Origin of the sequence: Vibrio sp. E14, assembly GCF_020515785.1 — a bacterium.
GTDB classification, from domain to species: domain Bacteria; phylum Pseudomonadota; class Gammaproteobacteria; order Enterobacterales; family Vibrionaceae; genus Vibrio; species Vibrio diabolicus.
The window spans coordinates 218,168-242,544 of record NZ_JAHPJI010000003.1 but is presented as its reverse complement, the minus strand read 5'-3'; the positions used below and the strand labels follow the sequence as shown (position 1 = coordinate 242,544).

16 protein-coding genes are annotated in these 24,377 nt (G+C 47.7%); 8 read left to right on the top strand and 8 right to left on the bottom strand.

Features of this window, described 5'->3' with window-relative positions; translation table 11 throughout:
• Nucleotides 1-72 precede the first annotated feature (72 nt).
• Nucleotides 73-1,827, bottom strand: coding sequence for a hypothetical protein (locus LIX84_RS10585; protein WP_226421266.1), 1,755 nt, complete (start codon nt 1,825-1,827; stop codon nt 73-75).
• Nucleotides 1,828-2,255: 428 nt separating this feature from the next.
• Here LIX84_RS10585 and LIX84_RS10580 point away from each other — a divergent pair, with 428 nt between their 5' ends.
• Nucleotides 2,256-3,209 carry a M23 family metallopeptidase gene (locus LIX84_RS10580; RefSeq protein ID WP_005395595.1) on the top strand — a complete coding sequence of 318 codons (954 nt, stop codon included), beginning with the start codon at nt 2,256-2,258 and terminating at the stop codon, nt 3,207-3,209.
• Nucleotides 3,113-3,565, top strand: a complete 453-nt coding sequence (locus LIX84_RS10575) for a bactofilin family protein (protein WP_080619267.1) — start codon at nt 3,113-3,115, stop codon at nt 3,563-3,565. The genes LIX84_RS10580 and LIX84_RS10575 overlap by 97 nt, the downstream gene beginning before the upstream one ends.
• An 88-nt stretch (nt 3,566-3,653) precedes the next feature.
• Here the strand turns inward: LIX84_RS10575 and LIX84_RS10570 are convergent, their stop codons facing one another.
• The gene (locus tag LIX84_RS10570) at nt 3,654-6,404 is read right to left on the bottom strand and encodes a M16 family metallopeptidase (protein ID WP_226421265.1); all 2,751 of its coding nucleotides are present in this window, start codon (nt 6,402-6,404) and stop codon (nt 3,654-3,656) included.
• 364 nt (nt 6,405-6,768) lie between these two features.
• On the opposite strand from LIX84_RS10570, the gene LIX84_RS10565 reads away from it, so the two are divergent.
• Entirely contained in the window at nt 6,769-8,655 is a 1,887-nt protein-coding gene (locus LIX84_RS10565) for a methyl-accepting chemotaxis protein (protein WP_226421264.1), read from the top strand.
• A 118-nt stretch (nt 8,656-8,773) separates the two neighbouring features.
• Here LIX84_RS10565 and fecE read toward each other — a convergent pair whose 3' ends face one another.
• The 6 genes from fecE to LIX84_RS10535 form a co-directional block, all read right to left on the bottom strand.
• Complete coding sequence (gene fecE, locus LIX84_RS10560; protein WP_140319436.1) at nt 8,774-9,538, bottom strand: Fe(3+) dicitrate ABC transporter ATP-binding protein FecE; 765 nt, start codon at nt 9,536-9,538, stop codon at nt 8,774-8,776.
• 2 nt (nt 9,539-9,540) lie between these two features.
• A complete protein-coding gene (locus tag LIX84_RS10555; protein WP_069489183.1) occupies nt 9,541-10,512 on the bottom strand; it encodes a FecCD family ABC transporter permease in 972 nt (323 codons plus the stop codon).
• The gene (locus LIX84_RS10550) at nt 10,509-11,468 is read right to left on the bottom strand and encodes a FecCD family ABC transporter permease (RefSeq protein ID WP_432598826.1); all 960 of its coding nucleotides are present in this window, start codon (nt 11,466-11,468) and stop codon (nt 10,509-10,511) included. The genes LIX84_RS10555 and LIX84_RS10550 overlap by 4 nt, the downstream gene beginning before the upstream one ends.
• 74 nt (nt 11,469-11,542) lie before the next feature.
• Nucleotides 11,543-12,466: a Fe(3+) dicitrate ABC transporter substrate-binding protein FecB gene (locus LIX84_RS10545; RefSeq protein WP_226421262.1), complete on the bottom strand. Its 924-nt coding sequence runs from the start codon at nt 12,464-12,466 to the stop codon at nt 11,543-11,545.
• Between the two features lie 100 nt (nt 12,467-12,566).
• The gene (locus tag LIX84_RS10540; RefSeq protein ID WP_226421261.1) at nt 12,567-14,702 is read right to left on the bottom strand and encodes a TonB-dependent receptor family protein; all 2,136 of its coding nucleotides are present in this window, start codon (nt 14,700-14,702) and stop codon (nt 12,567-12,569) included.
• A gap of 122 nt (nt 14,703-14,824) precedes the next feature.
• Nucleotides 14,825-16,861: a TonB-dependent receptor gene (locus tag LIX84_RS10535; RefSeq protein ID WP_226421260.1), complete on the bottom strand. Its 2,037-nt coding sequence runs from the start codon at nt 16,859-16,861 to the stop codon at nt 14,825-14,827.
• A 250-nt stretch (nt 16,862-17,111) separates the two neighbouring features.
• Here LIX84_RS10535 and LIX84_RS10530 point away from each other — a divergent pair, with 250 nt between their 5' ends.
• Genes LIX84_RS10530 through LIX84_RS10510 form a run of 5 tightly spaced genes read left to right on the top strand, consistent with a single transcriptional unit; the run spans nt 17,112 to nt 24,360 of the window.
• Nucleotides 17,112-18,323, top strand: a complete 1,212-nt coding sequence (locus tag LIX84_RS10530) for an ATP-grasp domain-containing protein (RefSeq protein ID WP_226421259.1) — start codon at nt 17,112-17,114, stop codon at nt 18,321-18,323.
• Entirely contained in the window at nt 18,320-20,152 is a 1,833-nt protein-coding gene (locus tag LIX84_RS10525) for an IucA/IucC family protein (RefSeq protein WP_226421258.1), read from the top strand. The genes LIX84_RS10530 and LIX84_RS10525 overlap by 4 nt, the downstream gene beginning before the upstream one ends.
• 6 nt (nt 20,153-20,158) lie before the next feature.
• Nucleotides 20,159-21,364: an MFS transporter gene (locus LIX84_RS10520; protein ID WP_226421257.1), complete on the top strand. Its 1,206-nt coding sequence runs from the start codon at nt 20,159-20,161 to the stop codon at nt 21,362-21,364.
• The gene (locus tag LIX84_RS10515) at nt 21,336-23,165 is read left to right on the top strand and encodes an IucA/IucC family protein (protein WP_226421256.1); all 1,830 of its coding nucleotides are present in this window, start codon (nt 21,336-21,338) and stop codon (nt 23,163-23,165) included. The genes LIX84_RS10520 and LIX84_RS10515 overlap by 29 nt, the downstream gene beginning before the upstream one ends.
• Nucleotides 23,158-24,360: a type III PLP-dependent enzyme gene (locus tag LIX84_RS10510; RefSeq protein WP_226421255.1), complete on the top strand. Its 1,203-nt coding sequence runs from the start codon at nt 23,158-23,160 to the stop codon at nt 24,358-24,360. The genes LIX84_RS10515 and LIX84_RS10510 overlap by 8 nt, the downstream gene beginning before the upstream one ends.
• Nucleotides 24,361-24,377 lie beyond the last annotated feature (17 nt).

Genomic DNA, 24,377 nt, shown 5'->3' with positions numbered 1-24,377 from the left:
TCGATGGTAAACAAACCTGAGTTCGACGATGAAATAAAGGCGGCACTGCGCCGCCTTTTTCTACTCGATGTTTTACTGCTGTGCAACCGTCACGGGTTTGGTCGCACCACGGTAATCAAACTCAAAACCAATACCTTGATCTGTTACATCCATCGTCATACCACCAACAAGCTCGCCTTGTAAGCTTTTCATAACATCATCAGGTAACGGCTCACCAGTCACGGCTGACGCACTTTCCAACACTTCCAAAATGCGTTCTGAATCGAAGTCAAAACTGAACAAGCCATTTGGAGAAAGTGGTTGTGCCATCACTTCTTTGCTCGCGTCTTCGGCATTCTCACCACTGTAGAGCGTAAAATGGTTTTCGTTTAAGCGAGCAAACACATCCATCTTCAAGCCTGTGTGCATTTCGAGTAGGTCACTGACATTAACTGGCTGGTTATCCGGCTGAATTTGTAATTGAGCAAGTTCAGGGACAAACATTTGCGCGGTTTGAATCAGCATCATTGGATCATTGGCAGATAGAGACAACATACCATCTAGCTGGCTAAATACTTCACCGTGCTGAGCATTAGTGTCAACGTGGATATCAAACATTTGCAGGCTTAATCCTTTCAAGCCGTTAACCATGCCGGAGCCCATGCTCACAGCTGCGGCTGGGTTTTGGCCACCCATCTCTTGCTGCATTTGTGTCAATAAAGAACATTGGTACTGAGGCTGAGTCAAGTCGCTCCAAATCTGACCAATCGATGGCGCTAGCGTATTAATGTCTAAACCAAGCGCCATGCTAAAGAAGCTCTTATCATTGTTCGATTCTGCCAAAACACCACGAATCGACTTAAGCGCATCTAGAATCACTTTATTTTTCGATTCAACAACAAAAGCACCTTTAATGAATGCCTGCTCGCCTTTCAACTTGTATTCCGCAAATGCGACGGATTGAGGCCAGTTTTCTGCAACTTGAGTAAGTTCAGTATGACAGGCTGGTGAACGCATCTCCTGAATAGTCGGCTCAGGATCAATGGCATCCAGCATGCTGACTTGACGCGCAAAGATATTGCCATCTTTCGTCGTCAAACCTTTAACCAATTCACGGTGATCAAAGTAACCGAAAGAGTTATTGTTTTCGCCGTATTTAGCCTGCAACGCCGCTAGGCGTCCACTCTCCGCAATGTTTTGACTTGGTGACTCAAGTCCCAATGCCATTTTAAGCGGGTTTTGAACACCCAGTTGCAGAATATCAACCGTTAACGTAAGTACGTTGTCAACCACGGCAACAACCAAGCCAATGCCATCTTGCGGGTCAACCGAATCTGTCATCTCGTAACGACGAAACTCAACTTCACCGAGTTTAACCAGCTCGTGCTTAGCACCGCTCATCTGCTCTTCGTGATCCAATGTTTTCCATAACGCGGCAGGGTCTTCAATCTTCAATTTGTACACTGGTACCATACCGATTGTGTACAACACAGGATTAATGTTTTCTCCGGTACCTAAGTAGGCTTTTAACGTTTCTGGCGATGCAGCGCTCTCCAGATATCCATCAAACAAGTTAACGGCAAACTGTTGCTGTGGAGAAAGTGGTTCATCGGCAAAAAGTTCAGCAATCGAGCCTTGGTTAGCCGTGCCAAATGCATTCATGTATTTATAATGATTAAAAGGTTCCGTCTGATACGTCACCATAAGCGAATCCGCAGGAACTTGCGAAAGTAGTGATACTGAATCACTCGGGGTAGTATTGTTTTGGTACAGGTAGCCAGCGCCCCCTGCAGCTGCGACCACTGCTGTAGCCAATAGTAGTTTTTTCACGACCAACTCCGTTGTCATAGTTATGTGTTCCTAAGCGAAAGATCACGCTTAGGTTTAAAGCCTTTGAATAGCACTTTTATATCGACCGCTATCATAAACAAGTTATCGATATAATGAATGTCGGTTTGATAAATTATCCAACATTTATAAGGTAAACCGTGAAGTAAGTTGAATTGCGTGAGGATGCTATTGGCAATATTCACAATCTAATTTCTCGGATAACCACCTTATAAATCAAAATCTTCAGTTCAATAAAGCGATTTGGAGTAACTACGACCAAAAGCACTAGGATATTAAATCTTTATTGAGTCTTTTATCTAATATCTGAAAACGCCTCACGGCCTGACACTTCTTTCCAATTTGCCTCTAGCGGTCCCCGTTTGTTTTCCTTACATTCCCATTAACTCAGTGACGAGACGTATACCAGATACGAGCAGTAGAAGACGATGAAAGACCAGTTGACGATCTCTATATCAACCATCAATGGCTCCAGACATTGGTACTTCAGTAAAAGGATGCAACGCAATCTAAAAACGTTTTTATGCTTTTTTGTCATTGCTCTGGCCGCAACCGCGATCTTAATTCATCACTTGTACACTCGCGTCGATAATGCCGCGTTAAAACAAGCTGAATTGACAGAACATTCGCGCACTATGGGTGAAGAGCTCAGCACACTGAAAGCATTAAAATCCGAGCTGGAAAGTGATCTCTCAGAGCGAGAAGAACGAGTACAACTTGTTTCGGAGCGTTTGGGAGAGTTAGAGAAAGTCCTTGGAGTTGGAGAACATACTACCACGGATAATTTGGATGCCCGACTTGATGCGGCGGCGATTACGTCGAACGTTCGCATGGTGTTGTTAAACCAAATACCAAGCGGGTCTCCGGTCGGTAAAGCGCGGCTCTCTTCTCGCTTCGGTAAGCGCATTCATCCGGTGACAAAAGTCGCTAAGATGCATCGCGGGCTCGATTTTGCCGTGAATACCGGTACTAAGGTTTATGCCCCAGCAGATGGGGTTGTGGAAGTCACCCGCCGCAGCAATAAAGGCTCTGGTAACTTCCTCAGGCTGCAACATTCTTTCGGTTTTTCGAGTTCTTATTCGCACTTGAAAAAGTTCAAAGTAAAAAGCGGTCAGTTCGTCAAAAAAGGGCAACTGATTGCAATTTCCGGCAACAGTGGGCTCTCTTCTGGCCCTCACCTTCACTACGAGGTGCGTTTTGTTGGGCGAGCACTGAATCCGAAGCCATTTGTCGATTGGAGCCTCAATGATTTCGAAGACATTTTTACTAAGGAGCGAAGAATACGATGGGAATCTTTAATCAAAACCGTGGAACAACGAGTAGCTCAGCAGCTTCAACTCTCATCGCCAAAGGCTGTGCTGTTAGCGGAGAACTCAAAGTAGAAAACGATGTCCAGATTGATGGCATCGTCGATGGTCAAATTAATGTAGAAGGCACTCTCGTCGTTGCAGAAAGCGGCCGAGTAAACGGTGAGATCTACGCTAAACAACTGATCATCAATGGCATGATGGATGGTAACTGTCACGCAGAACACATTCAAGTACTTGCCAAGGGACGTGTAAGTGGGAGGATCTGGAGTAATAACCTCAGCATCGAACCTGGTGGTAAATTCTTTGGTGAAGCGGCCGAATTACCTGAAAAAGAAGTGGTGACACTGAAAGGAAAGGCTCAAGAAAACGCCAGCACGAAAGAAAACAATACCAACAATGAAAAGCGACCTGCGCGTAAATCAGCGTAAACTCTTTGGTTAAAGTGCATAAAAAAGACGGCTTTCACGCCGTCTTTTTTATTACTAGAGACACGAGCTTCGTCAGAAGCTACAGTGATTATTCGGCCGGGTTTAAAATCATCACCGAGCGCTTTGCTTGTGGACCAAAAGCCGCTCTCGCATGCGCTTTCACTTCTTCTAATGTCACACTCTTAGCCGCGTTTTCAACGTCAAGTAACACATCGACGCCGTAATCATGCACCAAGTAGCGTGTATACGACCATGCGCGCTGAGCAGGGTTATCATCTAATCCTTGCATCGCTACCGCCAATTGCTTCGCTGCCGTATCCACTTCTTTTTGCTTGATGTTCGAAGCTAGGTCATCAAACATTTTGCCTAACTTGCTATCTAAAACTGCCACGTCTTCGGGCTCAACTTGAGATTCCAAGAGCCAATCAGAGATTGGTTCGCGATCTTGCGTCACGGTGTAAATATTTGGGCTGTAATCGAGACTAGACTCTTCTCGCACAATATCCAAGACACGCGCATTACTGATACGTTGCAAAATATCTTCGATAACCGTATCCCTTGCCGTACGTTGGTAATCGTTCGTGTTAGTCAAACGCATTACATACAAGGATGAAGGTTCATGACCATCCGCAACGACTGTTCGCGCCGGCACGTCGGTGTTGAACGCAACATGGTAATCAATCGAACGACCCGGTTTCATCTCGATGGAGGCCACATACTTACGCAAGAGTGGCGTAATTTCTTCCGGCTCGACATTTGCCACAATGACCATCTTAAAACCATCATTGGTTTTGAAAAGTTGCTCATGCACCGCCAGTATTTGCTCGGAAGTCACTTGTTCAACATCATCACTGGACACTATACGATGACGACTACCCGGCAAATAAGAATTACCGTTTGCTTTCTGAATCAGTTTTCCCATCGGCGATTCAAAAAAAGCGCCACTCTGCTGTTTAAACTCTTGCTTTGCTGCCGCCATCTGGCGCTCGTCGACTTTAATCTCCGTCGCTAGGTTGTATAGTCCATTCAACGCGTAAGTTAAATGCGTTGTTGGCGCGGTAATTTGTGAACCGTGACTGGTCGCATCAAGAATCGCGCTAAGCGCAATGTTATTTTTGCGTAAGTAACTGTCTAACTCTGAACCAGAAAATGCCCCTAACCCACTGCGTATCGCCGTCGTTGCGGCGATTTCATACGCAGCATATAACGCTGGTTCAACGGCGGCTTTACCACCTTGGCTCGCATAGTAAATATAAGCTCGACCACCCGCTTTGGCATCTTTTTGGAACCACACTTCGACACCGTTTGATAGCGTATAAACTTGAAAGCCACCCACTTCCTGACGCATGCTAGTGATGGTACCTTCTTGAGTAGGCTGTAAGAATCCATCCACTTTGTCATACATCTCTAACGGTTTTTCGCCCGTTTGGAGGTAGGCACTGTATAGATCGGTAAATACATCATTGAACTGAGCTGACGTTTCACTTTTCCCCAACCCAATCACAAAGATCGGTTGCTCAGACAACAAGGCATTCAATTGCGTGTTAATGCTCTCTAGATTCTCGTTGTTGATGAATTCAGACAAACTCTGGGCGTAACTCTCTTTTGATTGACTCGCACTGCCTTGGTCAATTTGGAAAACGCGCGCTTCTGCATAACTGTTTGGCTTACGCTGGTCCCAGTCTGAATCAATATTTGCGAGCTCACCTTGCCAATTTGACATGATGCTCTCTAACTCAGATTGAGTCGCACCATAATCTCTCAGTGACGCCAACGTGCTGATAAAAGTTTGATGCATTTGTTCACGACGCTCAGGCGCAAACGAAATACCTGCCGACATCATGCGCTGGTAGTTGGAGTAGTAAGGCTGGGCATAAGCATACTGAAAAGGTTCAGCGGCATCATTAAGTACACGAATCAGACGTTGTTGAATTAGCTGTGTTGCGACTTCATCACGCCACACTTGATGCTGTTGTTCAATCGTAGTGCTGCCACTTAGACCACGCTCAATCACTAAATGAAGGCTTGGTGATTCCATCGTGTTACTTGGCAAGATTCGGTTTTGGTTGTTCACTCGAATATCGCGGCGCTTCTCTATTACGGTATCCGAGGTGCTTTCCCAGTTAGAGAATTTGTTTTTGATAATATTGGACAGTGAATCCACGTCGATATTACCGGTCACAATCAACTCGGCATTTTGTGGTTGGTACCACTTGTCGTAAAACGCTTTTAGCTTGATTGATGAGGAATTTTGAATCGCTTCGCGAGTACCAATTGGGTCGTGTTCACCATACATAGTGCCTTCAATCGACGCTTGATAAGCATGCATAGAAAAGGACTTATCATCCGGGTTAGCACGTCGCCATTCACCAAGGATCACCCCTTTTTCTTTCTCTACTTGTTCAGGAGCAAACTGAAGTCCGTTTCCGATATCTCTCATCCACTTCAGGGCATCTTCCAGCTTTGTATTATTGGCAAGATCAAGTTGGTAAGAAGTTTGCTGATAAGTGGTAAAGGCATTGATATCGGCACCAAAGCTACCACCAGATTGCTCGAAAAGTTTAACAACGTCGTTGCCGGTAAAATGCGTGCTGCCATTAAACGCCATGTGCTCAACAAAGTGAGCGTAACCTTTTTGATTGGTTTCTTCTTGGAATGAGCCGACATTCAGAACCAAACGGACCGATACTTCTTGGTCTTTTGTTGGGTAAAGATGGTATTTCATACCGTTCGATAACTGGTCGGCATGCCAATTGGCGTCAAGCTGAATCGGCGTCGATTGTTGTGTCAGAGCACACCCTGACAGTAATAACGCGGGGACTAACAATATACTGCGCATAACTATTGCCCATAACAATGATTAAGCCGATCAATATAATCCTCGTTCGATGACCTTCACATTTTTAATGGATTATTTACTACTCAAACGTGACGCAAATCACCTTTTAATGAAATCAATTATCATTTACAAAAATAGACAAATCCTTACTTTACAAATAGATAAATAACACAGCTTAAAAGCCTTTTTCTTATTTGATGTAAAACTCAAAATCGCGACATGGAGTCAGTATTTATTTTGAGCAATAAAATATAATTATTGAACAGATTCGAATCTGACTTTCTGCTGCATATTCAACGGCTCGGTGAGTCCTGATGAGAATAAAAACACAACAACTATTATTCAAAGATCTATTATTCGCTTTATGTTCAAAAATCTATCATTAAAAAATAAACTGGCAATCTCTGCCAGTGCTGCCATCATTCTCGGGGGAGTGCTGGTAGAAGGGCTGTCTTTTCGAGATTCATTAAACAGACTGGATGTCGAAGTCGCGCAACGACTAGAAAGCACCAGCGCATCTTACAATCAATACGTAAAGGACTGGTTACTCTCAAAAGAGCGAGCACTGACGTCACTCTCTTCCGATTCAGAGAAGCGTTCTCTGGTTACGCACTTGAAACAAGTCCGAGACTCTGGCGCGTTTGATAACGTCTTTCTCGCTTACCCAGACGGCTCACAAGACAACGCTAATGGGGTGGTTTTGCCACCAGGTAATAACGACCCACGCAAATGGGGTTGGTACACCAACGCCATTGCCAATCCATCGAAAGTCTTTATGGATAACCCAACCGTCGCAGCGGCCACGGGGGCCAACGTCGTGTCGCTCGGTAAAGCCCTGCAACTACATGGTCAAACCGTCGTTCTGGGTGCAGATGTCGAAATTGGAGATATTTTAAACAGCCTCAACCAAGTGATCCTACCGGGTGAAGGTTATATGTTTATTGCCAATGAACAGGGCAATATTTTCACTCATAACAACGGTAAACTGCTGAATCAACCGGTTAGCGAGTTAGGCCTCAACAACAACGACATTACGTCTGCCGCACGTTCAGGTACAGAGCGTCGCGTCTCTATTAACGGCACCGAATATGTGATTTACGCGCGCCACATAGAGGGTACCAAGCTCACAACAGTGACGGTGTTAGATCAAAACTCGTTGGTTGCCCCACTCTACGATGCTGTTTGGGATCAGATCATCGCAACCACCATCGTCGTCGTTATCTGTGTAGCTTTGTTTAATCTGCTATGTAACATCTTGTTCCGTCCGCTCTACAACGTTTCGAATGCGCTCGCACAAATCGCCAACGGTAGCGGTGACCTAACTCAACGCATCAAAGTAGAAAACCGTGACGAAGTTGGTGAACTGGCTGAAAACTTCAACCAGTTCGTTGAAAGTTTGCAGCAACTTATTGGCCACATTCGTCAACAAGCGGAAGAACTGAGCCAACAATCGGAGCTGAGCACGACTCGCGCAAATCAATCGGTTTCCGATCTGAACCATCAGCAACAAGAAATCACTATGGTGGCAACCGCTGTGACCGAAATGGCATCGGCAACGCAAGAGATTGCAGCGCATGCAGAGCAGACGGCCAAAGCCGCACAAGACTCTTCAGCGAGCACACAAAATGGTCATGAGTTAGTGATCAACTCCAAATCGTCCATCAATAATTTGTCTTCCGAAGTCAACCAAGCGAGCGTTGTCATCGGCGAGCTCAACCAGCACGCGCAAGACATCTCTACAGTACTATCAACGATTCGAGACATCGCAGAGCAAACCAACTTACTGGCTCTGAATGCGGCGATTGAAGCGGCACGCGCCGGTGAGCAAGGTCGCGGTTTTGCCGTTGTTGCAGACGAGGTTCGCGTGCTATCACAACGCACACACACCTCAACCGAAGAGATTCGCTCGACGATCGAGACTTTGCAACAGACCACACAACGCGCTGTGACCATCATGGATACAAGCTCTCAACTTGCCCAAGGATCAGTGGAAGATGCCGATCGCGCAGCACTGGCTCTGGATGAAATCAACGCGGCCGTTGCATTGATCAGCGATATGGCAACGCAAATCGCGACCGCAGCCGAAGAGCAAACGCACGTAACCAATGAAATCACACAAAACGTCACGTCAATTAAAGATGTGACTGATCACTTGGTGGTTGGTGCCGAAGAATCGATGAATCAATCTGCTGAGCTGAAATCACAAGCCGAGGATCTCAACTCGAAAGTAGCGACGTTTAAACTGGTTTAAACGCCACGCTAGGAACGCACTTAAAAACAACAAACCCCGCTAGCAAATGTATAACTAGCGGGGTTTATTTTTATGGCTCGACGCTTTTATTGCAGATAGCTTTCGAAAGACGTAAGACCTACACCGCCACACACATCGGCGTGCCTGAGATTGGATCGTTAAATACTCTCGCTTGTAAATCAAACACCGATGCCAACATGCCTTCTGTCAGTACCTCTTGCGGCGTTCCCTGCGTGACTAACTGACCTTTTTCCAACACCACCAAATGATCGCAGTAACGGCACGCTTGGTTTAGATCGTGCAGCACTACCACCACTGTTTTGCCTTTGTCGTTCATCTGCCTCATGAGTTTCATCAGCTCAACTTGGTGAGAGAGATCCAAGTAAGTGGTTGGCTCATCAAGCATCACTACGTCGGTATCTTGCGCCATTACCATCGCAATCCACGCCCTTTGCCTTTGACCGCCAGACAACGATTCAACTGGCTTGTCAGCGAACTCAATCACGCCAGTATCTTGCATTGCTTGCTCGACTAAGGCTTTGTCTTGTTGACTTAACCGGCCCCAATGAGAGAGATAAGGCGAGCGGCCATATTCGACCAGTTTTCTGACTGTAATACCTTCAGGACTGACAAGAATCTGCGGCAGCAAAGACAACGAGCGTGCCAAGCGTTTATCGCCGTAGTTGCTTAGCGGTTTGTCGTCATACAACACTTGGCCAGAAGCTGGTTTATTGATGCGTACCAAGGTTTTTAATAGTGTCGACTTACCACAACCATTTGGGCCAACTAGCGCGGTAATTTTACCTTGAGGAATCGACAAAGAGAGATTTGGAATGATGGTCTGTTTGCCGTACGCGACGGATAAGTTCTGCGTTCGTAACATGCTTACCAACCCCTATAACGATACAAAAGAAAAATGAAATATGGTGCGCCAATAACAGAAGTCAGCACACCCGCTGGCAGCTCAATTGGTGGCTGTAAGCCTCTCGCTAGACCATCGGCGCAAATCACCAACAGCGCGCCAAGGGTTGCAGAAGCAGGAATCAACAACTTGTGGTTGTGACCAAACAGCAAACGCGCTAGATGCGGCGCAAGCAGGCCAACAAAGCTGATCGTGCCTGCCACAGACACACTTATGCTCGCCAATAGCACGGCAGCAATCAACGCAAGAATTTGGATCTGTCTTGGTTTCGTGCCAAGTGTAGTGGCACTTTCTTCTCCCAGTCCCATCACATCTAACCGCCATGCCAGCCAAAACGCCAATGGCAGTAGCAGCAATAGAGCACTCCAAATAAACGGCACTTGTTGCCAGTTTCGTCCCCACAAACTGCCGGTTAGCCATACCATCGCCGTGTTGATTTCGATAGGGTGCACAATCAGAAGAAAATCGATACCGCTGGCTAAAAATGCGCTGACAGCAACACCAATCAGCGCCAAACGTGCAGGTGTTGGTTTTGACCAGTAAGCCAGCACAGCAATAAAGCCAGCAGCAAGCAAGCCTCCCGCCATGGCGACCATCGGCAACATTGCCACTGGCGCATTTGGATACAGCACCAAACAAGCGGTAGCCGCCAGTCCTGCTCCAGCGCTTATCCCCATTAAATCTGGTGAGGCAAGTGGATTACGGATGACGCCTTGCACTAAAACGCCTGACAGCCCCAACCCAGCGCCCACGCCAATGGCGAGCAACATTCTCGGCAATCGATATTGGTGAATCACAAAGTCCGAATCAGAGAAAGAAAACAGCAATGCAAAAACCTGTTGAGCCGACATGTTCGCCGCGCCAACAAACAGCGTGAGAGAAGACGCAATCAGCAACAATCCAACTAATGCAAACAGTTTGGTTTGATTCATCATGATGATTTCCTCATTGCAATCGCGATAAAGCAAGGTGTGCCCAACAGCGCGGTAATCACGCCCACTGGCGTTTCAGCCGGAAAGGCAATCGATCGTGATAAAGCATCTGACCACGTCACCAGTGCCGCGCCACACAAGGCGGAAACCGGAATGAGAATGTGATAGTTGTGACCAACAATCGGGCGTACCAAGTGCGGCACTAACAACCCGACAAAGCCAATTGGCCCTGCAATAGCTACGCTAGTACCTGCCAACAGCACAACCGCTAAACCACTGATTAATCGCGTAAGACGAATGTTACCACCTAGCCCAACAGCAACTTCGTCCCCCAACGCGAGTAAATTTAAGTTTCGCGCTAAGCCCATGGCGAGCACCAAACCTAAAGTCGCAAAAGGCCACAGTTGCTGCCACTGCTGAGAGTCCACCGCAGAGAGTGAACCCGTTAACCAATGCAACACGCTGTAAGCCATGTCATCCGCCAAAATTACCGACGCACGAGTTAACCCTATCAGCAGTGCACTGATGGCAATGCCCGCTAGCACTAAACGCAATGGGTGAGAACGCGCGGAGAAAAAACCGCCCAACAACATGACCGCACCACCACTTAGTAGCGCGCCGAGTACTGCGTTGATGATTGGGTTCAATTGACTAAAGAATGGTACGCCGATGGACGCCAAGGCCATAAAACACGCCGCACCAGCATTAATGCCGAGAATGGATGGCGACGCCAAAGGGTTACGAGTTAATCCTTGCATCAGCACTCCGGATACCGCAAGCGAAGCGCCAATTAATAACCCAGCATAGGCACGAGGCGCACGCAGCGTCGCGAGGATTTGATGCAGCATATTGCCCTCATCAAACGCAAACCAATGGCTTGTCAGGTCATTAACACTCAAGGAAAAGTTAGACCAGCCAATCATTGAAGCGGTATAGCCTGACAGCGTACACAACGCCATAGCACAGACAAACAAGCTCGCTTTCCAATGCGATTTGCTAACCGAAGACGCGCTTTCTGAGCTTATCGCCGCACTCATGAGCGCTCCAATAACGCTTCAAGGTTGCGAGCAATTTCTTCCGCCGCCAACATACCGCGATTTAACGACCACAGTTCAGGAGAGACCTCAACAAGTTGCTGTTTTTTCGCAGCAGTTAGCAGCCTAAATAATGGATTTTTGCGCCACTCATCCACAATATTTGGTTGAGAATAAAGTCCAACTAACAACCAATCAGGGTTGGTTTTTAGTAAAAGTTCGAAACTGGTTGGGATATACGCTTTTTGCTCAGATGGAGCCAGCGGACTTTGGATGCCCAGCGTACTCAAAACGCCCCCAGCGTAAGAAACCGGGCTATGCAGCCACATCCCTTTATCGGAAACCACACCAAACTGAATGGTTTCTTGTGTCGCAAAATGCTGTTTGAACTCCGCCATGGTCTGTTTGTGCTGATCGATTCGGTGCGTCATTTGCGCTTGCTTGCCAATTGCCACGCCGATTTTGAGTGCGGATTCGAGATTTTCTTGATATGTCTCACCACGGCTTTTTAGCAGCAAAGTTGGCGCAATTCGCTGCAAATCTTGATAAATCGCGCGATGACGTTCGGCATCGGCAATGATCAAATCAGGCTTGAGCACCGCAATCGCCTCTAAACTCGGTTGTGAACGCATGCCGACCGATTGCCAAGGTTCAATCTTGGCACGAACAGCAGGGATGACTAGTGTGGCATCGTTGTCATCGGCGACGCCTACCGGTGAGACATCGACTGCCGCTAATGCATCGACAAACGAAAACTCTAAAACCACAATACGTTGAGGTATCGCTTCTAGCTCAAAAGTGCCTTGCTCATCTTGCACGCTACGCACCTGAGCACTTGCGGAAAATGACATAAAAACTGAGCTTAACAGCATCAGCAAAACGGTTGAAAAGTGTTTGATCGTAAATTGTTTTTTATTTTTCATCTTGCTTTTTTCCAGTGCTAGAGTTTTCCAGTACCTAAGATCGGCAAAGTCGCCAAGGTAAATTGGCGACTTTTCTTTTCAAACTCGGTGAACGAAACGCTTAAAACTGATAGTTCAGATCCAGCGTGTAAGAGCGTCCTGGAGCTGGGTACCGACCAACTGGGCTTGTATCAATCCCGCGGAAGTAATACTCCTCGTCAAACAAGTTGTTCACCGCAACATTCATGCGTAACTTGCCTTTGTCGTCTTTGTATAAATCCGTCCCCAAGTTGAAATTCCACACCATGTAAGATGGTACTTTACCCGTTGCGCCTGTTGCATCTTCGGCACTGGTGTTGGCGTTATCGGTATACGAGTCACTGAAGTAGAAGCCCGATAGCGTGGTGTCCATGCCGTAAAATGCGTAGGTTGCATCCCAACCAAGCTGATGCTTAGAGGTGTAAGGCAGTTGATTACCTTTATTCTCACCTTCTTCTTCAAGCGTAGCGTCTAGATAGTTATAGCTTGCGCCTAAACTCAGTGCAGGTAGTGCTTCAGGCACGTAACGAGCAGAAAGCTCTAAACCTTGGTGAAGGGTTCTACCTATATTTTCAGACGTATTTGTCGCACTCCGCCACTGCAACTGATCCTTAAAGTCAATGCGATACAAAGCTGCATTGAAGCTTGTTGAATCTTGAACATACCGAACGCCAAGTTCGTAGTTCCAAGCCAACTCACTGCTTTCCTTACCGACCCCTCGAACATTAACAAGCTGAGGAACGCGAAGAGATTTCTGCGCATTGGCATAGCTCAGCCATTGTTCATTCCAGTTATATGCGATCGTCACACCAGGCAATAATTCAGTCACCTTGTTTCCAGATTCTTGCCCGCTGCCCAAATCTTTATAGGACATATCAACAAATTCATAACGAAGTCCGGGCGTGACTTTTAACGCACCATTAAACAACCCGACTTCGTTGCTCACATATCCTGCGTACGCATCGGTATCAAGGTGCCAGTTTCGCGGTACATTTGTGGCTCCGCCTGACACTGGTGTTTGTGTCACTTTATATTGAATGTCTTCATTAATGTAACGAGTCCCTATAATCCAGTTTTGCGTAATGGCACCTCCATCAACAAAAACAGCAAGCTTAGGTTCGATACCATAAACACGGAACTCTCGTGGTGAAGTACTTACTTTCGTAGAAGGCAGAGCCGGATCCGCCCAATGGCCACCAGCGCTGTTAAAGCCCCACTTAAAAAGACGCTCTGACTTATGGCCAAACGTTAGCACTTCTAGCTCAGCACTGTCGGCAAATGGCAAATCGTGGATGTACTTAACACTCCAGCGTGTCGACTTACCTTCATAATCATCGTAAGGACGTTTCGATTGGTGACGATCTTGTTCGTAGTCTTGTGGCGAAAGTGCACCAGGCATTTGCGTTTCAGCATCGTAACGTTGCAGGAATGCTTGAATCTCTTGAGTGTCACTCAGTAGCCACTGTGCTTTGGCTTGGAAGTTCTTCACGTCCGTATCGGAATGTTCACGGAAGCTTTCACCTTTTAGGAAGTTACCTTCCAACTGTAGTGCAAATGTGTCGCTTAACCAGCCGCCCGTGCGTAGGTAAAAATCATTCAGCGGCGCATCACCGCCATCAAACACGGTAAGGCGGTTACTGATTTCAGTTTGCCACGTGTGTGGAATCGGTTTGGTCACTAAGTTGATCACACCACCGACGTTGTTTGGGCCGTACTGTACTGCGGCACCACCGCGTACAATGTCAATACGATCAAGCATCGACAGTGTTGCTGGGAAGATAGACTGACCAGTGTGACCATATGGCGCAAGTGTTAGCGGTACACCATCCATCAAGAACTGAGCATGACCACTACGGCTTGCTTTCAAACCACGTACGGAAATGTTAGGCAATACGCCCGTTCCGCTTTCATCCTGAACTTTAATACCCGGTACGCGCTGTAGCGCGTTATCAATCGAGCCTGCGGCGGTTTTCTCGATTTGATTGCGGGTAATGACGGTACGAGCACCTGGGTACTCTTTGACGTCTTCAATTTCAGATTTACCAATCACGCTACCAGTGACAACTACGGTTTCCATCGCGGTAGTTTGTTCTTTTTTAGCAGGAGCGGCAACCGCACTCATGGATGTGGCAGAAGCGATTGCAATCGCAAGCACACTGTAAGTGGTAGACAAACCAGCACGTACACGCACTTTACCATCCAAATTCTGGTAAGACATTAAGATCTCCTTTGCGAGAAATTGAGCCTCGGGCAGAATACATCCCGTAGGCTCTCGGGGCTAAAACATCCTCAATATGAGGAAAAAAATCGGCTAACAGGCGCTAACTACGCACAAAAAGCCTAGAACTGATATCCGTAGCTGAGCATGAACTCGGCTGGTGCGCCGTAGCCAATCTGGTTTAAGCCAGACGTGCCGTTTGTTGCGCCAAGAATGTATTTCTCATCCAAAATGTTGTAAGCGTTCGCTTGGATTTTATGACGACCAGTGGTGTACGCCGCCATCAAATCCACCGTTGTGTAATCGCCAAGTGCGACAGCTTCGTCGTTACCTGCGTAACGGTCGCCCACGTACTTCACACCACCGCCTAAACGCCAGTTGTCATCCAATTGGTAAGTGCTCCAAAGAGAGAACAAGTGGTCTGATACATCGTTCGGCTTTTTGCCTGTGGCTTTGTCTTCCGCGTCCAAGTAGCTGTACCCCACAGAGATGTCCCACTGTTTGGTGATTTGACCGCGAGCCTCTAATTCAATACCTTGGTGACGCACTTCAATTTTATCGATCACATCGCCGTCCACGTTAGTTTGTGGTTGCTCTTGATCAATCTGGAACAGTGCCGCATTCAACATTAATGCGTTATCCAAAAGGTACGCTTTCGCACCCACCTCTTTTAAGTCGGTGTGGAAGAATTCCGCCAATTTTGGATTGATGTAGATACCAGCGTACGGTAACTGCCAAGAGCGCGCTAAACTGGCGTATACGGATGTGTCGGAATTGATGCGGTATACCAAACCAGCACGGTAGCTGACTTTGTCATCATCCAATTTTTCCTTATCTGAGCCCGCTTTTTGTTGTTCGAGCTCCATCGAGTCGTAACGCACGTTACCGATCAAAGAAAGGTCGCCCCACGTATAGACATCTTGCACATACAAACCTGTTGTGGTGGTGGTATTGTCACGAAATGGCTTAAAGCCCGGATCAGGCGTTGGACCAACGACTGGGTCGTAGATATTTTGCGGAGGAAGCGTTTTGTCACTTGCCAACGTTAGGTCGATATCGATCTGGTTGAAATCTGCACCCACCATCAATTGATTGTCCCTGGTTTCCCAAACCAACTCAGATTGTAAAGTGGTCGTAGTACGTGGATCGTAACCAAAGTTGTTGACGGTTTGAGACACTTCATTACCCGTCACTTTGCCCTGACGCGTGCCTTTTTGCTCAAGTTCGATATGGTTGAACGCCGCTCGGTTGTTCCATACCCATTGATCATTCAGACGCCATTCGTAATCCACCGCAATACGGAGACTGTCTGACTCCTGATAGTCGTTTGTACCGCCAAAGTAAGTGCTTACTGGCAAATCAACTGGCTTGCCATTTTTTGATGGCACACCACGATACGGCACTAGTTCTTGATGGGCGTATTCCACGTTAATATCAATGGTGTGACCATCCGCTGGTAACACACGAATGGTCGGTGCAATGAAGAAATCGTTTGAATCAACATGATCAACGTACGAGTCGGCTTGACGGTATTCCAAGTTAATACGCCCGTTGACCTTATCTGAAAACGCCATTGAGCTGTCGACCTGACCGACATACTGATTGTTGCTACCTACACTGCCGTTTACGTGAGTAAAATTCTCACCGTTAGCGCGTTTCGTCACCAAGTTGATGATGCCCCCTGCCGAACCACGGCCATACAAAGCACCCGCAGGGCCTTTCACAATTTCAACGCGTTCAACGTTCGCTAAGCTGCGGTAAGACTGCAACGTACCGTCATCTCGCAAGCCATCACGGTACATATCGTTGAGTGAATCAAAACCACGGATCATGAACTGATCGCGGCTGCCTTCGCCCAAGGTGTTATTGACCCCGGCCACCCCATCTAGCGCATCCACTAAACGCACCGCGCCTCGATCTTGCATTTCTGTTTTCGTTACTACGGATACCGCTTGTGGCACATCAAGCCATTCCACATCGGTTTTGGTGCCTGATTGAGGCATGTGTTCAGCATAACCTTCATACTGATGCCCGAAGACTTGAATCGTTTCAGTTGCTGATGAGGTTGAGTTCGTCTCTTCTGAAGCCACTGCGCTTGGTGCTACTAGTGAAGAATCAATCGCGACCGCCAAGGGGGTCAGGGTCAATAATTTATTCATTCCATAATTCCGTTTAGTTGTTATAAAGCCAACGGATGGAAATAAGAACAAATATTATTTCTATTTGCAATATTAATTTTATGCTCTATATTTATTTACCCTAAAAACACAACTAACAACAAAAAAAACCAAACATAATAACAATAAACACTAGAACTTCTGCCCTCCGTCTCGCGAGAGGCACATTGGAAGACGACCGTGAGCGACTTTATCAACGTTAGAAGAAAATGTTAGAAAATTAGGAAAGCTCATGAAATCTACGATGATTATCGTAAGTCATGTCGTTAACGATGCAGTCACTCACGGCTTCGTGCCTGCAGCTAAAGCGATGGACCTTCACGTCGTTCTTATCACCGACCATAAGCTCAGCCATTTAGAGTTGGCGAGTCGTGATAGTCACTTTAATCCGGATACCATTCTAGAATGTGATGTCTTCAACCCATTAGAACTCATCGAAACCATCACGGAGCATGAATTAAAGCCAGACGCTATTTTCAGCAATAGTGATCACTTACAAACTTCCACCGCCATCTGCGCACAATTTTTTGGTCTACCGGCTAAAGATTGGTCTGTCACGTTAAAGGCCAAAAACAAACACTTAACTCGACAAGTGTTAAATGAAAAATCCTTACCCAACACAAAAAGCTGTTTGCTGCATCGCCATTCGAATGTGGCATTAGGCATAGCCTTTCCTGTCGTGGCAAAACCCAAAGAAGGCGTGGCAAGTTTAGATGTGCAGCGCTGTGACTCCCAAAGCGAGCTCGATGCTTACTGCGAGGCATTTTGGCAAAAGCACCCAAACGCCGCCATTCTGGTGGAGCAGTTTCTTCAAGGACCGTTGGTTACGCTCGAAACTATAGGAGACGGTAACCAACTTATCGCCGTGGGCGGTTTTGATGTGTCGCTCTCTGAGCCGCCTTACTTTATCGAAACCGCCGCAGACTGGAACGGACCAAACGGCATTGCTCACCGAGAAGCTTGCTTGGCTCAACTGAAAGCGTTTGGCGTTGGTTTTGGTGTTTGCCACAGCGAATTTATTATCACTGAAAACGGCCCAGTCCTAGTGGAAATTAACTACCGCAGCATTGGGGATGGTCGCGAATTCTTGCTCAACAATCTCGCTCACTTCGGTTGGTTTAGCACAATTTTGGGTCTGCATTTGGGCCGAAGATTGGACGGCGATTACCAAATTCATGGCTCAGCACACGTGCACTATGTGGTTGCGGAACACAGTGGTGTGATTGATGGAGATTCGACCTCCTTCATCCAACACGATGGCGATGTCATCACCCAGCAACAGGTACTAAAAAACGCGGGAGAACTCTTCCAACAGAGTTATTCCAACAAGGATTATCTCGCCCGAATTTCGATTGTCTCGCCATCGGGGCGAAAACTCGATCAAGCGCTGCAGAACGCGCTTAGCAATTTCAATCTAGCTCCGACTCGCGAGGTGGCAGCATGAATCACGACGCTTTATACCTAACCCAACGATTGATCGATACTTGCTTGCGCGAAGACATGTTTGGCATCTTATCGAACGCCAAGTTCAGTAACGCCACACCAAAAGGGGTAATTGTTCCTCAAGTCGAGCAAGTCTGGCTAACCTTTGATAATCCGGATTTCACGCTCTATTTACCTGTTGTGCCAACGTATTACATGCAGCATTGGTGTTACTGCCAAACCAATGGCGAAGCGCCGCTAGGTTGGTGGGTGGAGAAAAATGGCCAAGTCGAGCATCAGCAGCATTATCAAGAGTGGATTGCGCTACTAACGACACTGGCACATGAGAGCTCTCACGAATTGTTGGCGGGGTATCTTCAAGAACTGGAATGCGCAGAGAAACACAAAGCACTGTGTGACCAAGCGTTTCGTCACCACGCCGACCACATTTCTCAACCAATATCCGAGCTTGGTTCTTGGCATAAAAAGCTACTGCTTGCCGACCAGATCGCTTCTTACCTTGACCACCCGTACTATCCAACTGCGCGTGCGAAGTTTGGTCTGAGCGATGAAGACCTTGTTAAGTACGCGCCCGAGTTCGCACAAAGCTTTGCTCTGCATTGGATTGCGATTGAAAAATCACTGGTGACATTAACCAGCGAACAACCTGATTGCTGGCCGACGATGGAGCAAGTTGGGCTTCCTGCTGATTTTACACTGAGCCACGTACTGTTCCCTGCGCATCCGCTCACCCTTCGCTCTTTAGAAGCCTTACCCGAAGGCATGATAGAAGCGCCGTTTACGTACCTAGACGTGACGCCAACGCTTTCCGTTCGTACTGTGGTAGTCAACGACGCGCCGCATATTCACATCAAAGTTCCGCTGATCATGCGATCGCTAGGCACGAAAAACATTCGCTTAATCAAGCCTTCAACACTGTATGACGGCCACTGGTTTGAACGTCTACTCAGCCACCTTGAACAAACGGATGCCGACTTAAACACTCGCTTGTTCCATTGCAACGAAAAACACGGTGGACACGTCGGCGAGGATAAAACCTTCGCGTACATCGTACGTGAGTACCCACTTACTCATTGCGAAGATAAAGCGTTAGTTCCGGTTGCCGCTCTGGCAAGCCCAATGCCTGACGACCGCTTGTTCTTAGAACATTTGGCGGAGCAGTACTATCAACAAGATACGCTGGCGTGGTTCCAAGATTACGTCGACCTATTATGCCAAGTGCACCTCACATTGTGGCTTCGTTATGGCATCGCATTAGAGTCCAACCAGCAAAACGCCATCGTTGCATTTGATCAACAGGGCAAAATGACGCTCGCGATGAAAGACAACGACGCGGCGCGAATTTGGCCAGAGCGCTTCCACTTTGCAACAGAGCATGCTGCCCAAAAACACGGCGCAGGAACAACTCCTGTGAATTGCGATGAACTACTCGACCAACGCATCAAAGTCGACAATGAATTGGCGCTCGGTCAGATGTTTACCACCATCACATTACAACTGGATATCGCAGCGATTGTAGAAGCCATGGCTACAAAGGGCATTGCCTCTTCAGCATCGCTTTACGCCATCGTGGCCAAAAGCATTGCAGAGCAACTCAACCGATTGGAAGGCGAAGGGTTAGAGACAAAACTGGCACGCGAGTTACTGCAAGAGGCGCCTGATTTGTACGCCAAGTACTTGTTGAGCTCTGGCAGTTTGCTCTCGAAAGAAGCCTCCGGCGCGAGCGACATCAATAAGTTCTATGGTTTGTCGGCTCCGAACTTCTTGCTGCTTTCTAGCGAAGAAGCGCAACGCGCCTACATAGAAGCCATCAAAAAAAGCGTACGTTAAACGATTATGACCAAACTCATCTACAGTGTGTTGTTGTGCCACTTTATCGCTGCGTTTGCCGCGTTAGGTATGCCGCTATTTCTACCCGTCGTGTTGCCAACGTTAGGCGCAAGAATTGATGCGGACTGGGCAGGGGTATTGTTTATCCTACCTACTTTTTGTACTGCGTTGGCGGCACGATTTTGGGGTAGCTTTGCCGATCGCTATGGTCGCCGCCGCTCACTCTTGCGTGCGCAACTTGGCCTTGCAGCAGGGTTTGCGCTGTGCGGCTTGGCAGACAACCTCGCCATGTTTGTGTTTGGTCTTATTATTCAAGGAACCTTTGGCGGCACCATGGCCGCCTCGAACAGCTACTTATCTAGTCAAATTAAAGAAGCCAAAACACTCGGCAAGTCACTCAATAAAACCCAGCTATCTGCTCGCTTGGCGCTGATCGTTGCGCCTATTGGGCTCGGCTGGAGCTTGTCAGAGACCAACCCGCTCAACGCGTACCTTTGGTTATGCGTTTTGCCTTTGATTGCGATGGGCATCACGCTAACACTGCCAGTGGATAAACCCGCCGAACGAAACTTCGAAAAGCCAAACTCAGAATCTCAGCAAGAACAACCTGTTGCGCAGAAAAACGCAATGCATGCCATTCGTTGGATCTTCTTTGCTCAGTTCGGGTTTGCGTTTTCTATGGTGGTGACCTTTCCTTATTTCTCGCCGTTTGTGCAGCAATATGGCATCACTAACCACGCATGGATCGGTTTTTTGTACGCACTGCCGCATGGTGTCTATCTGTTGCTGGCAGGCAAAATCCACGTGTTGTCAGATGGGCTGAATCGCCATCAACCGCTGCGCACGTTGTGGCTTGGGTTTGCATTGCTTGCCGTGAGCTCTGCCTTGCATTTGATTGCATCCGAAACCGCACTCATTGCTGCGAGAATTATCTTCGGCATCGCGATGGTGTGTTGTTATCACGGATTGCATCAGCATCTTGCGAGCAATCTGGATCGCAAACTCAGTGGCAAAGTATTTTCTCGCTTTGATGCCATGTCCAAATGGGGTGGCGTGGCAGCGGGATTTTGCGCTTCTTTCATTTCTAGCTTGGGGCTACTTGAGGTTCCTTTCCTACTTTCTGCGATAGTCAGCGTAATCACCTTGATCGCGCTGGTTCTCCATTCAAAATTTGGAAATCAACATGTTACAAACTCAATCCTCTCAGACTAGCGAGTTGCGCGCGCATGATGTGCAGCTCAATCGGGAGAAGGCCCAACTCAACACGATAATGGGTGTTCTTAATTGTTACTTACGTGAATTTGCGCTACCGAATCAACAAGTGGAATGGCGCTACCAATCGACATCGCTACCCCAAACGTTAAAACGCAACTATTCCGCCAAGCAACGGGTAGCCGTTCATCTGTCTCAACAAAATGGCGTGCTGGTTTTGCCGATTCACTACGCGAGCAAACTGGGCAAAATCAAATTGGCAGAACTGCCGTGGGCGAAAATGCCGGGATCTGGCTGGGCGAAATTGGATGCCACGCAAACTCTTACGCTTTTGCTTAACTATCTCAAGCAGGTATTGGCGATCCCATTTAACCATGAGCTGATCGAACAACTGGAAAATAGCGTGCTGGTTACCGAGCAGTTTCTCAACGTCGCGCCCAAATCGCATCACAACGAGTTTATCGCTTCGGAACAGTCTCTGATTTGGGGGCATACTTTCCATCCGACCCCAAAAAGTCGTTCGGGCGTCACCATGGATGATCTCTTGGCGTTTTCTCCAGAAGTCGGCGCGCAAGTCCTGCTGTACTGGTTTGAAGTGGATACGTCCTTACTTGATGTGCTGAGTTCCGACGGAGAAGCTAACCCTGCTCAGCACATGCTACAACAGCTCGCGCCACAACACGCCACCAGCAATGGGAAGACCCTCTACCCTTGTCATCCTTGGGAAAGCTACACCATTTTGAGCAACCCAAGCGTGAAGCGTGCCATTGAACAAGGCAAGATCACGCCACTGGGTTTAGGTGGTGAAAAGATGCAGCCGACCTCTTCAGTTCGTACCCTCTACCACCCAGATATGGACTGGTTTGCGAAATTCTCCATCAACGTACGATTAACCAATTGCGTGCGCAAAAACGCGTGGTACGAACTCGACAGCGCCGTGCAGCTCACGTCGATTCTCAAACCAATTAGAGAAAACGAACAGCTGCACAACCCCGTATTTAAAGTGATGACTGAGCCTTACGCCACCACGTTGAATCTAGAAAGTGTCGCTGAGCACAACTGGGACGACAACACCAAAGCGCGCGAATCGTTTGGGATTTTATACCGCGAAAATTTCTCGCTGAGCGAAGTCGACATCTTAAAACCAACCCTCGCTGACGCTCTGTTTGCTTACGACAAAAACGGCAACAGTTGCATTGCTCAACGCCTTAAAAACAAAGCGCGTACAACGCAAGGCCGCTATTCCGACATCGCGACACTGTGGTTTGAACGCTATTTGCATTGCCTGATCCCGGGCGTGTTTAATTACTACTTCAAACACGGGGTGGCGTTTGAGCCGCATTTGCAAAACACCTTGATTGGCTTTGAGCAAGAGATGCCGTGTTGTGTTTGGATTCGTGATTTGGAAGGCACCAAGTTACTGCCGGAGTTTTGGCCAGCAGAAACATTAACTGACTTGTCTGAACGCGCGCGACAATCGGTTTACTACAGTCGCGAACAAGGCTGGAATCGCATCGGATACTGCACCTTTATCAACAACATCAGCGAAGCGATTTTCTTCATCGCAGAAGGTGATGAGCCACTAGAGCAAACGCTGTGGAATGCGGTGCAAAGTGCCATTGTGCGTTGGCAATCCGTGAATGGAAAACAGCCGGAACTAGAAGCGTTGCTGAATGGCGGTCACTTCCCAAGCAAAAATAATTTCACCACACGTTTGATGCAAAAAGCCGATAAAGAGTCGGGCTATACCCAAGTCGCCACACCTTGGCAGCAATACGAAAAAGGAGCGCAACATGTCTAATTCACTCTCCCTACCGACACGCGTTAGCCAACAAGTTCACACGCTCGCACAGCAGCAAAATCAACCCTTGTGCGCGTACTTGTATGACCTAAAAGCCTTAGAAGAACACATCAAACAACTGCGTCACGTTTTGCCGAAAAATGTCGAGCTATTTTACACAGCCAAAGCCAATCCATCTGGCCCAATTCTCAAAACGCTCGCGCCGTATGTCGATGGTTTTGAAGCGGCATCTGGCGGGGAGTTGGCACACCTCCACCAGCAACAACTCGATAAGCCATTGATCTTCGGCGGCCCAGGAAAAATGCCAAATGAATTGCAACAAGCGATTGAACTTGATGTCGATGCGATTCACGTCGAAAGCCTCACTGAGCTACAACGCATTGGAGCACTAACCGAGCGCCTCAACCGCCCGACTTCGATCTTTTTGCGTATGAACATTGATATCGGCGACATCACGCTCAGCAAGTTGGCGATGGGCGGCAAGCCGACTCCTTTTGGTTTGGACGAGTCCGAACTGAGTAATGCTTTGATGTTGCTGCGCGATTTCCCGCAAGTGTCACTCAAAGGCTTCCATTTTCACTTGATGTCGCATCAGCTCGATGTTGAACGTCACTTAGCGTTGATGCAGCGCTATTTCCAAGTCGTGAAAGCGTGGCAACAAGAGTTTGAACTCGGTGAGCTGATGATCAACTTGGGCGGCGGCATGGGTATTAACTACCAAAAGCCTGAGCAACACTTTCCGTGGATGGAGTTTTGCGACAAGTTGGAATTCCTGATCGCCAAAGAGCAAGTGCAAGATTGGACACTGCGTTTTGAATGCGGACGGTTCATCACGGCGGCATGTGGTTATTACGTGATGGAAGTGCTGGATATTAAGCAAAATCTTGGCGAAAACTTTGTCATCGCGCGAGGAGGAACCCACCATTTCCGCACGCCAGCAGCACAGAGCCATGATCATCCATTTGTCATCCTGAAAAGCGAGCAACACCATGAGATTTCTCATCCAATTCAGCATGCACAAGCGACCTTTGTCGGCCAACTTTGTACGCCCAAAGATGTGCTGGCACGCAATCAACACGTCGCCCACGCCGATATTGGTGATTATGTTGTGTTTACCTTAGCAGGCGCCTATGCGTGGAACATCTCCCATCAAAACTTCTTGATGCATGAACCGCCGATCTTCCACTATTTCTAAACGGCATACTTCGCTTC